Raw genomic sequence first — 10850 nt, forward strand, 5'->3', positions numbered from 1 at the left:
TCGTCCCCGGGCTCAGGCCCGCGCGACCCGCGCCTCCCAGCCGGGCAGGTCGTCCTCGGCGATCGGGAACCCGGGGAAGCGGGTCAGGCGGACCAGCGGGATGGCGCGCATCATCTGCCCGTGCTGCGGGTCGTCCAGCATCGCCGTCCACTGCCCCTCGCCGAGCGCCTCGCGCACCGCCGGGCCGGCCGCGGGGTGCGCCAGCCAGGCGTCGACCGGCGACTGCGCGGTCAGCGGCAGGCGGACGTCGTCGCCGTCGAGGGTGATCGACCGCGTCAGGCGCACGTCGCGGGAGGAGGCGCCCACGCGCACCTGGAACTCCCCGCCCTCGACGACCCAGTCGCCGGTGCCGGTGTGCCAGAACGCGAACGCCCGGCGGTCCAGCGCGATCGTGGCGGTGCCGCTCTCGCCGGGGGCGAGGGTGAGGCGGGCGAAACCCTTCAGCTCCTGCTCGGGTCGGTACGCGCTCGCCTCGGGGTCGCGCACGTACACCTGCACGGTCTCGGTGCCCGCGACAGCACCGGTGTTGGTGACGGTCACGGTGACCTCCGCGCCGTCGCCGGCCGGTCGCACCGTGAGGTCGGAGTACGCGAACGTCGTGTAGGACAGGCCGTGCCCGAACGGGTACGCCACCGGCAGGGCGTGCGCGTCGTACCAGCGGTAGCCGATGAGCAGGCCCTCGCCGTAGCGCACGTGCCCGTTCTCGCCGGGGAAGTTCCCGACGGTGGGGTTGTCGGAGTGCCGGACGGGGATCGTCTCGGCGAGGCGCCCGGACGGGTTCACGGCACCGGTGAGCAGGTCGGCGACGGCGCCGCCGCCGGCCTGGCCCAGCAGCCACGTCTCCAGCAGCGCCGGCACCTGCTGCTGCCACGGCTCCACCGTCACGGCCGAGCCGTTGGACAGCACGACGACGACCTTCGCGTTCGCCGCGGCGACGCGCCGCAGCAGTTCCACCTGGGCGGTGGGCAGGTCCATGTGGTCGCGGTCGTAGCCCTCGGACTCGTAGCGCGGCGGCAGGCCGAGGAACACCACGGCGACCTCGGCGGCCTCGGCCGCACCGACGGCCTCGTCGGCCAGTTCGGCGTCGAGCTCCTCGGAGTCGGGGTCGTACCCGGCGGCGAAGACGACCTCGCGCGAACCGGCGAACGCCTCCTGCAGCGCGCTGAGCGCGTCGTCCAGACGGGTGGGGTTGACCTGCGAGGAACCGGCGCCCTGGTAGCGGGGGGTGCGGGCGAACTCGCCGATCACCGCGACGGTGCCGCCGGTGGGGGCCAGCGGCAGCAGCGGGGCACCGTCGACGGGCTCGTTCCTCAGCAGCACGGCGCTGGCGGTGGCGGCCTCGCGGGCCAGCGCGTGGTGCGCCTCGACGTCGACGGTGCCGGGGTCGGCCAGGGCGGGTGCGGCCTTGGCGAGCAGCTCCAGCACCCGGCGCACGGCGCGGTCGACGTCGGCCTCGGCCAGGGTTCCCGCGGCCACCGCGTCGAGGATCCGCTTCGTCCCGGTGCCGCCGGAGGAGGGCATCTCCAGGTCCAGGCCGGCGCGCACGCCGTCCTCGCGCACGTTCACCGCGCCCCAGTCGGAGACGACCAGGCCCTGGAAACCCCACTCCTCGCGCAGCACCTCCGTCAGCAGCCACGGGTCCTCGGAGGCGTACACGCCGTTGACGCGGTTGTAGGAGCACATGACCGTCCACGGCTGGGCGGCGCGCACGACCCGCTCGAACGCCGTGAGGTAGATCTCGCGCAGGGTGCGCTCGTCGACGTCGGCGGAGACGGTCATCCGCTCCGTCTCCTGGTTGTTGGCCGCGAAGTGCTTCAGGGAGGTGCCGACGCCCTGGCTCTGCACGCCGGCGACCATCGCTGCCGCCAGGTCCCCGGCCAGCACCGGGTCCTCGGAGAAGTACTCGAAGTTGCGCCCGCACAGCGGGGTGCGCTTCATGTTCACGCCCGGGCCGAGCAGCACGGCGACGCGCTCGGCGCGCGTCTCGCGGCCCAGCGCCTCGCCGACGCGGCGCAGCAGGGCGGTGTCCCAGGAGGACGCCAGGCCGGCGGCGGGCGGGAAGCAGGTCGCCGGGACGCTGGCGTTCAGGCCGAGGTGGTCGGCGTCCTCGGCCTGCTTGCGCAGGCCGTGCGGGCCGTCGGTGACCATCACGGCCGGCACGCCGAGGCGGTCGACGCCCTGGGTGTGCCAGAAGTCGGAGCCGCCGAGCAGCGACGCCTTCTCCTCGAGGGTGAGCTGCGCGAGGAGCTCCTCGACGCGGTCCCCGGCCGGGGCCGGGGTGGGGACGGCGGTGTCGGTCATGGCGCGCACGCTACCCCGGAAACCGACCAGGTGGTAGGTGTTCGGGTGGTCGTGGTGGTAGACACGACCCGTGCAGCGCAGCGGGACGAGGTCCGGGGACGGTGCAGAGCGCGGAGCGCGCGCCGGCGGGTACGCCAAGGGGCGTGAGCGGCGACGCCTGATCCTCGACGAGGCCGTGCGCCTGTTCGGCGAGTCCGGCTACCGGGCCGCCTCGCTGCGCGAGCTGGCCGCGCGCTGCGGCCTCTCGCACGCCGGGCTGCTGCACCACGTCGGCAGCAAGCAGGCCCTGCTGCTGGCGGTCCTGGAGCACCGCGACGCCCTCGACGCCGCCGAGTTCACCCTGGCCGAGCGCGGTGGGACCGACCGCCTGCGCGCCCTCGTGGAGGTGGCGCGCCGCAACGCGCAGCGCCCCGGGATCGTCGAGCTGTTCACCGTGCTGTCCGCGGAGTCCACCGCGCCCGGCCACCCGGCTCGCGCGTTCTTCACCGAGCGGTACGCCCGCACGGTGGAGCAGGTGCGCGTCGCGTTCGCCGACTGCGCCCACCCCGACCCCGCCTCCGCCGCCCGCCGCCTCGTGGCGGTCATGGACGGCCTGCAGGTGCAGTGGCTGCTGGACCGGGACGGGCTCGACATGGCGGTCCAGCTCGAGGAGCACCTGGCCGGCGAGCTCGCGCGCGTTCCCCAGGCGGCCGCCGTCGACCCCGGTCCACAGCCCGCCGGCTGAGCCGCTGCCCGCCGGGGCGTGCGCACCTAGCGTTCCCGCGTGCCCCCGCCCCCGCTGTCCGACCGCGTCGCCGCCGCCCGCGCCCGCGCGCTGGCGCAGCGGCAGCTGCGCGCCCCGGCCGCCCCGCACCGGCGCGGTGCGCCGGGCGCGGGGCCGTCCGCCCTGCTGGGCGAGGCGCTGCAGCGCGTCGAGGACCGGCTGCCGCCGGGGCTGCGTGCCGTGCGCTGGCGCGTGGGCCCGCGCGCCGCCGCCGGGGTGGTGCTCGTGACGGTCCTGCTCGCCGTCGGGCTGGGGCTGCTCGCCTGGTCCACCTGGCCGGACGGGGCGACGACGGCACCGGGGCGGCCGGTGCCCGCCCGCGCCGGCGTCCCCGCGCCCTCCGCCGGGGCCACCGACGCCGCGGACCCCGCGGCGCCGACGGCACCCGCGGCCACGACGGCGGCTCCGGCCACGACGGCGGTCGTGAGCTCGACCGGCACCGTCGTCGTCCACGTCGCCGGTCGCGTCCTGCGACCGGGCCTGGTGACCCTGCCCGCCGGCAGCCGCGTGGCCGCCGCGCTGGACGCGGCCGGCGGTGCGACGGGCGAGGCCGACCTCGCGGCGCTCAACCTCGCCCGCCCGCTCACCGACGGCGAGCAGGTCCTCGTCCCCGCCCCCGGGGAGGCCGCCGCACCCGCCCCCGCCGCGGCGCTGCCGCCGGCGCAGGGCGCGGCCGCCGGAGCGGGGACCGCAGCGCCGGTGGACCTCGACACCGCCACCGCCGAGCAGCTCGACGCCCTGCCCGGCATCGGCGAGGTCCTCGCCGGGAGGATCGTCGCCTGGCGGCAGGACAACGGCGGCTTCACCTCCGTGGAGGAGCTGGGCGAGGTGCCGGGGATCGGCCCCAAGCTGCTCGATGGCCTCCGCGACCTCGTGCGCGCGTGAGCACCGCGCCGCCCACCGCCACCGACGGCTCCCGGCCCCCGGTACCGCTGGACCTGCGGCTGGTCACGGCCGCGCTGGCCGGGTGGGGCGCGGCCGCGTGGGCCCCCGCCGCCGGCCCGGCCGCCCGCACCGCGCTCGCCGTCACCACCGCCGTCCTCCTGCTCTGCCTCGTCGCCCTGGTGCTGCGCCGGCGCGGCGCCCGGCTCGTGCTCGTGGCCACCGCCCTCGTCGCCGTGCTGGCCTCGGTGGTGGTGCAGCAGGCGCGCGCCGGCACCGGTGACCTGCCCCGGTGGGCCGAGCGCCGGGCGGTCGCCGAGGTCGTCGCCGAGGTGCGCTCCGACCCGCGGCCCCTGGGCGCGGTGCGCCCGGGGGCGCCCGAGCGCGTCGTGGTGGACGTGCGCGTGAGCGAGGTGCTGGTGCGCGGTCGGCGCCTGGAGGTGGCAGCTCCGGCGGCGGTGTTCACCGACGCCGACGGCTGGAGCGCCCCCGTCGGCACCGGGGTGCGGCTGACGGCCCGCCTCGCACCCGCCGAGGCGGGGGAGCGGGCGGTGGTGCTGCTGCACGCGCGCGGTCCCGCCCGCGCGCTCGCCCCGGCGGGTGCCGTGCACCGCGCCGCCGAGCACCTGCGGGCCCGGTTGCGGGCGGCCTGCGCCGGGCTGCCCCCCGACGCGCGCGGGCTGCTGCCCGGCCTCGTCGCCGGCGACACCTCCGCCCTGCCGGCCGACCTGGAAGCCGACATGCGCGCGGTCGGCCTGAGCCACCTCACGGCCGTCAGCGGCTCCAACACCACCCTCGTCGTGGGGGCCCTCGTGCTGGCGGCCTCCTGGCTGGGGCTGGGGCGGCGGCTGCGGCTGGTCGCCGCCGGTGCCGGCCTGGCCGGGTTCGTGGTCCTGGCCCGCCCCGAGCCCAGCGTGCTGCGCGCGGCCGTCATGGGGGCGGTGGGCCTGACCGGTCTGCTGGCGGGCCGGCCGGTGCGCGGGGTGCCCGTGCTCGCCGGGGCGGCGCTGGTGCTGCTGGTGGCCGACCCCTGGCTGGCGCGCGAGGTGGGGTTCGTGCTCTCGGTGCTCGCCACGGCGGGGTTGCTGCTGCTGGCCCGGCCGTGGGCGGTGCGGCTGCAGGACGCCGGGGTGCCGCGCGCGCTCGCCCACGCCCTGGCCGTGCCCGCGGCGGCGCAGGCGGTGTGCGGTCCGGTCGTCGTGCTGCTGACCCCGTCGGTGCACCCGCTGTCCCTGCCGGCCAACGTCCTGACGGCGCCGGCGGTCGCGCCGGCCACGGTGCTCGGGCTGCTGGCGACCGGCGTCGCGGTGGTGTGGCCGTCGGGGGCGGCCGTGGTCGTGCAGCCGGCCGGGTGGGCGGTGGGGTGGATCGCGCTCGTGGCCCGTCGCGCGGCGGACGTGCCCGTGGCGGTGCCCGTGCCCGCCGGGGCGGCCGGTGCCGCGCTCGTCGCCCTGGGCACGCTGCTGCTGCTCCTGTCGGCCGCGGCGCTGCTGCGCGGTGGCCGCGCCGGGCCGGCGCGCCGGCGGTGGCTCGCCGCTGCTGCGGCGCTGGCGCTGTGCACCGCGGTGCTGGTGCGCTGCGCACCCCGCTGGGGCGGTCCCACCGGGCCGTGGCCCGCACCGGACTGGCTCGTCGCGGGCTGCGACGTCGGCCAGGGCGACGCGGTGGTGCTGCGTTCCGGGCCCCGTTCGGGGGTGCTGGTGGACGCCGGTCCCGACCCCGAGCTCGTCGACGACTGCCTGGACCGCCTGGACGTGCGGCGGCTGGACGCGGTGGTCCTCACCCACCCGCACGCCGACCACGTCGACGGCCTGCCCGGCGCCGTGCGCGACCGGGAGGTGGGGCAGGTGCTCGTCTCCCCGCTCACCGTGCCGCCGGCCTCGGAGCGGGTGGCTCGCGCGGCCGCGGACGCCGGCGCGCCGGTGCGGGTCGCCGCCGCGGGCTCGACCGGCACCGCCGGGCGGGTGAGCTGGACGGTGCTCGCCCCCGACCCCGCGGTCGCCGCGACGGTGCAGCCGGACTCCTCGCAGGTCAACGACGCCAGCGTCGTGCTGCTCGCCGAGGTGGCCGGGGTGCGGGTGCTGCTGACCGGGGACCTGGAACCGGGCGGGCAGCGCCGGCTGCTGCGCACGGCCGCCTCCTGGCCCGGTGGGGCGGTCGTGGACGTCGTCAAGGTCGCGCACCACGGCTCGCCCCGGCAGGAACCGGAGCTCTACGCCGCGCTGCACCCGCGCGTGGCGCTGGTCGAGGTGGGCGCCGTGAACGACTACGGCCACCCCGCCGCGCAGACGCTGGGCGTCCTCGACGCGCTGGGCGCCCGCACCCTGCGCACCGACCGCGACGGCGACGTCGCCGTCGCGGGCACCGCCGCGCGGCTGCGCACGCTGGTGCGCGGGTCCGATCCGCGCCAGGCGGAGCGCCGCGCCCGCCACTCCGCCGGGTGAGACGCCCCCTCCCGGTGCACCCGGAGGGGGCGTCTCACCCGTCACCGGTCAGACGGTCGTGCCCGCTGCCGCGCTCCGCTCCTCCTGGACGGCGTCCAGCTCGCGGGCGAGCAGCGGGGCCAGGTGTCCCACCAGGGGCTCGGTGAGGATCGTCATGTGCTCGCCGGGCAGCTCGTGGCGGACCCAGTCGCCCGTCAGGTGCCCCTCCCACTGCCGCCGGGCCCCGGCGTCCGCGTCGTCCCGGGCGACGACGACGACGGTCCTCCCCGCGTAGGGGGTGGTCCGGTAGCGGCGCTGCAGCACGTTGCCCTGCCGGTGGAAGCGCCCGTGGTGCCCCCCGTCGCTGTTGGGGACGATGCCGGTGGCCAGCAGGCCCGCCACCGACCTGACCCGGTTCACCGGCCCCTCGTCCGGGGCGAACACCCGCGGCACGAGGTCGGGGTCCGGGGGGAAGGAGTCCAGGACGAGCAGCAGCTCGACCTCCTCGCCGGCGCGCGTGAGCTGCTGGGCCGCCTCCAGGGCCACCAGCCCGCCCATGGAGTGCCCGGCCAGCCGGTACGGGCCGTGCGGCTGCACCCCGCGCAGGGTGCGCACGTGCCGGGCGGCCAGGCGCCGGATCGACCAGTCGGGCAGTCCCGGGTTCTCCATGCCGTGGGCCTGCAGGCCGTACACGGTCGTGCCCGGCAGGCGCACCGCCAGCGGCCGCAGCCCCACCGCCGCGCCCCCGGCCCCGGCGACCACGAACAGCGGTGTGCCGCTGCCGCCGGTCCGCAGCGGGACCAGGGTGGGCGAGGTGCGCCGGCGCGGGTTGCGCAGGGCCGTCGAGAGCTGGGCCGGTGTGGGGTTCGCGGCGATCAGCGCGGTCGACAGCTGCCGGGAGCTCATCCCCAGCTCCTCCTCGATCGCGGCGACGAGGGCCTGGGCCGCGAGCGAGTCGCCGCCCGCGGCGAAGAAGTCGGTGTCGATGCCCAGCGACGGCATCTCCAGGACCCGCTCGAACAGGCCCACCAGCACGGCGTCGAGGTCGTTGCGCGGGCGCTTCGTGCCCACGACGTCGGGCACCTCGGGCAGCGCGGAGCGATCGAGCTTGCCGCGCTCGGTGCGGGGCAGCGCGTCCAGGAACACGACCTGCTCGGGCACCATGTGCGAGGGCAGGTTCGCGGCCACGAGGGCGCGGATCCCGGCCGCGTGCAGCGTCGCGCCGGGCTCGGGGACGACGTGCGCGACCAGCGCCGTGCGCCCGGTGCGGGGGGAGGTGCGCCCGAGCACCACGGCCTCCCGGACGTCCGGCTGGGCGAACAGCAGGGCGTCGACCTCGCCCGGTTCCACGAGCAGGCCGCGCACCTTGACGCTGTCGTCGGTGCGCCCGAGCAGGCGCAGGGTGCCGTGGTCGTCGAGGGTGCCGACGTCGCTGGTGCGGAAGGTGCGGGTGCCGTCCGGGTTCTCGCGGAAGACCTCGGCGGTGCGCTCGGGTGCGCCCCAGTAGCTGTTGCCGAGCCAGCGACCGGTCACGACCACGCGCCCGGTGCCCCGCTCGTGCAGCCGGCCGTGCTCGTCCTCCACGTCGAAGCGCAGTCCCGGCACCGCCCGGCCGACCGGCGTCGCCCCGGGCGGCAGCGGATCACCGGCCTCGATGCGCTGCTCGGCCATCAGCCAGGTCTCCGTGGAGCCGTAGCGGTTGCGCAGCGAGCACCCCGGGCCGACCGCGCGGCGGATCGCGGCGAGCTCGGCGCCGTGGACCGTCTCGCCGGCCATCGTCAAGGACCGCAGTCCCTCGAGGGTCTCGCCGGGGCGCAGGCTCGCCAGCAACCCCCGCAGGATCGCCGGGGAGGCGAGCAGCACGGTGGCGCCGATCTCCCGCATCCACCCGTGCAGCTCCGCGACCGAGCGGCTGCGGGGGTCGAACAGCTCCTGTCGCGCCCCGGTGAGCAGGCACGCCAGCGTCACGCCGACGCCCGCGCTGAACGCCATCGGCAGCAGGTGCACGACGACGTCGCCGGGGCCGTAGCAGTCCGAGGCGACGCTGTTGACCCAGGCGTCGCGCAGGATCGAGCGGTGGTCGCAGGCGACGCCCTTGGGGACGCCGGTCGAGCCGGAGGTGTAGACGACGACGGCGGTGTCGCCGGGACCGGCCGGTGAGCCCAGCAGCGACTCCGCGGCCGCCGCGGGGTCCGGCAGCGACCGGCCGTCGTGCTCGGGGTCCAGCACCGTGGGCGCCAGCAGCCGGGCGGTCTCGGCGTGCGCGGCGTCCGTCACGCAGATCGTCGCCCCCGCCGCCTCGACGTGGTGCCGCAGGCGCGGTGCCGGTGTCGTCGGGTCGAGCACCACGAGCGGGACCCCCGCTGCGAGGACCCCCACGACGCCCGCCAGGGCGCCCACGTCGTGACCGCGCAGCACCGCCACGGGCCGCCCCTGCGGCTGCGCGGCCAGCACGGCCTCGCGGACCAGCGCGGCCCGCTGCAGCAGCGCGCCGCCGGTGAGCCGCTCGCGACCGTCCCCGGCCACGACCTCGTCCTCCAGGGCCCGCGCGACCTCGACGATGCGCGGCACGATCGACCGCGCCGACGCTTCCCCGCTCAGCCCCTGCAACTGCGACGCCACCTCGCCGTCGGCGGGAGACGTTCCTGTCCTCACGATGTGGGTCCCTCCCCTGGTGCTGGGAGCGAAGGTAGCCGGTGGGGGCCGCCGCGAACCCCGGAACCGGGATCCCGAGGAGGAGGTGACGCATGGAAGACAGCAGTTCTCGACGCAGGGTGATCACGTTCTGACGCAAAGCGTTCGGCGGTCGGGGAGCCGGTCCGGACGGGAACGTCCGCCCCGGGTGGCAGGCTGTCGCCGTGCCCAGCAGGACCACCCCCGCGCGCGCCGCGAAGAAGGCCGCGTCCCCGTCACCGCACGACGTCGAGCCCGCGCCCGTCGTGCTGCTCACCGGTTCCGAGGACCACCTGGCGGACCGGGCGCTGACGGCGCTGCTGACGCGGCTGCGCGAGCGCGACCCGTCCTTCGAGCGCACCGACGTCGCCGCCGCCGGTTACCAGAAGGGGCAGCTGGCGACCTGGACCTCGCCGTCGCTGTTCGACGAGCAGTCCCTCGTCCTCGTCGACGGCGTGGACGCCGCCACCGACGCGTTCGTGGAGGACGTGCTGGAGTACCTGACGGCGCCCGCCGAGCACGTGGTGCTCGTGCTGCGCCACCGCGGCGGCAACCGCGCCCGCAAGGTGCTCGACGCCGGCCGCGCCGCGCCGGGCGCGGTGGAGGTGCCGTGCCAGCCGCTGAAGCGCGACCAGGAGAAGGTGGACCTGCTGCTGGGTGACGCCCGCCGCGCGCGCCGGCGCATCGACGTGGAGGCCGCCCGGGCCCTGGTCGCGGCGCTGGGCGGTGACCTCGGCGAGCTGTCCGCCGGCCTGGACCAGCTGCTCAACGACACCGAGGGCACCGTCACCGAGGCCGACGTGCACCGCTACCACTCCGGCCGCCGCGAGGCCACGGGCTTCGAGGTCGCGGACGCGGCGATCGCCGGGGACGTCGGCCGCGCGCTGGCGCTGGTGCGGCACGCGGAGGCCACCGGGGTGCCGTCGGTCGTGGTGGTCGCGGCGCTGGCCTCGCGCCTGCGGCAGCTGGCGAAGGTCGCCGCCACCCGCGGCCGCGGCGCCGACGTCGCCCGCGACCTGGGCATGGCTCCGTGGCTGGTGGACAAGGTGCGCCGCGAGGTGCAGGGCATGTCCGCGGAGCGGATGGCCGAGGCGATCCTCGCCGTCGCAGCGGCCGACCACGCCGTCAAGGGCGGCGGGCAGGACGGCGCGTTCGCCCTGGAGCGCGCCGTGCAGGCCACCGCGGCGGCCCGGGAGCGCTGACCCCGCCCCGCGGTGCGGCTGCCCCGGTGCGGCCGCTGCCGAGCCCGGGGACGGCGAAGGGCCGGTCCCCCTGGGGGGGACCGGCCCTTCGCGGTGAGCTGGTGCTCAGGCGGCGGAGCCGACCTTGGCGGCGGTCTTCGCGATGGCCGACTTGCGGTTCGCGGCCTGGTTCTTGTGGATCACGCCCTTGCTGACGGCCTTGTCCAGCTTGCGGCTGGCGTGCTTCAGCGCGGCGGCGGTCTTCTCGGCGTCACCGGCGGTGGCGGCCTCGCGCAGCGCGCGGACGGCGGTGCGCAGCTCCGACTTCACGGCCTTGTTGCGCAGGCGCGCCTTCTCGGCGGTGAGGATGCGCTTCTTCTGGGACTTGATGTTCGCCACGAGGCGTCCGTCTCCTTGCGATCGAGCTGTTCGGTGTCAGAGGGCGGCCGGGACACCTGGACTCCGGCGTGGGGGACCGGGGGTGAGGGTGATCGACCGTGACCTCCGCACGAGGAGGCGAAGGCGTCATCCAGGGTAGCAGGGGAGGGGCGCGCGCCCGGACGGCGCGTCGCGCCGCTGGAGTCCGGGCCCGCGGGCGGGGGGGGCCGGGGGTGCGTCCGGGCCGCC

At 77.5% G+C, this 10850-nt stretch carries 7 protein-coding genes; 4 read left to right on the forward strand and 3 right to left on the reverse strand.

The window, feature by feature from the left end:
* Positions 1-12: 12 nt before the first annotated feature.
* Positions 13-2301 carry a glycoside hydrolase family 3 C-terminal domain-containing protein gene (locus V9U69_RS01225; protein WP_337059464.1) on the reverse strand — a complete coding sequence of 763 codons (2289 nt, stop codon included), beginning with the start codon at positions 2299-2301 and terminating at the stop codon, positions 13-15.
* Between the two features lie 70 nt (positions 2302-2371).
* Between V9U69_RS01225 and V9U69_RS01230 the strand changes: the two genes are divergently transcribed.
* Genes V9U69_RS01230 through V9U69_RS01240 form a run of 3 tightly spaced genes read left to right on the forward strand, consistent with a single transcriptional unit; the run spans position 2372 to position 6390 of the window.
* A complete protein-coding gene (locus tag V9U69_RS01230; protein WP_337059465.1) occupies positions 2372-3025 on the forward strand; it encodes a TetR/AcrR family transcriptional regulator in 654 nt (217 codons plus the stop codon).
* Between the two features lie 39 nt (positions 3026-3064).
* Entirely contained in the window at positions 3065-3949 is an 885-nt protein-coding gene (locus V9U69_RS01235) for a ComEA family DNA-binding protein (RefSeq protein ID WP_337059466.1), read from the forward strand.
* Complete coding sequence (locus tag V9U69_RS01240; RefSeq protein ID WP_337059467.1) at positions 3946-6390, forward strand: ComEC/Rec2 family competence protein; 2445 nt, start codon at positions 3946-3948, stop codon at positions 6388-6390. Before V9U69_RS01235 ends, V9U69_RS01240 begins: the two co-directional genes overlap by 4 nt.
* A 48-nt stretch (positions 6391-6438) precedes the next feature.
* Here V9U69_RS01240 and V9U69_RS01245 read toward each other — a convergent pair whose 3' ends face one another.
* Entirely contained in the window at positions 6439-9024 is a 2586-nt protein-coding gene (locus V9U69_RS01245; RefSeq protein ID WP_337059468.1) for an AMP-binding protein, read from the reverse strand.
* Positions 9025-9227: 203 nt separating this feature from the next.
* On the opposite strand from V9U69_RS01245, the gene holA reads away from it, so the two are divergent.
* A complete protein-coding gene (gene holA, locus V9U69_RS01250; protein WP_337059469.1) occupies positions 9228-10244 on the forward strand; it encodes a DNA polymerase III subunit delta in 1017 nt (338 codons plus the stop codon).
* A 105-nt stretch (positions 10245-10349) separates the two neighbouring features.
* Here holA and rpsT read toward each other — a convergent pair whose 3' ends face one another.
* Entirely contained in the window at positions 10350-10622 is a 273-nt protein-coding gene (rpsT, locus tag V9U69_RS01255; protein WP_337059470.1) for a 30S ribosomal protein S20, read from the reverse strand.
* Positions 10623-10850: the final 228 nt, after the last annotated feature.

It is taken from the genome of Kineococcus sp. G2 (genome assembly GCF_037154035.1).
Lineage (GTDB): Bacteria > Actinomycetota > Actinomycetes > Actinomycetales > Kineococcaceae > Kineococcus.

What these genes read in the sequence shown, in the direction of transcription:
- V9U69_RS01225 (WP_337059464.1), bottom strand. Translation starts at nt 2,301, where the DNA reads ATGACCGACACCGCCGTCCCCACCCCGGCCCCGGCCGGGGACCGCGTC.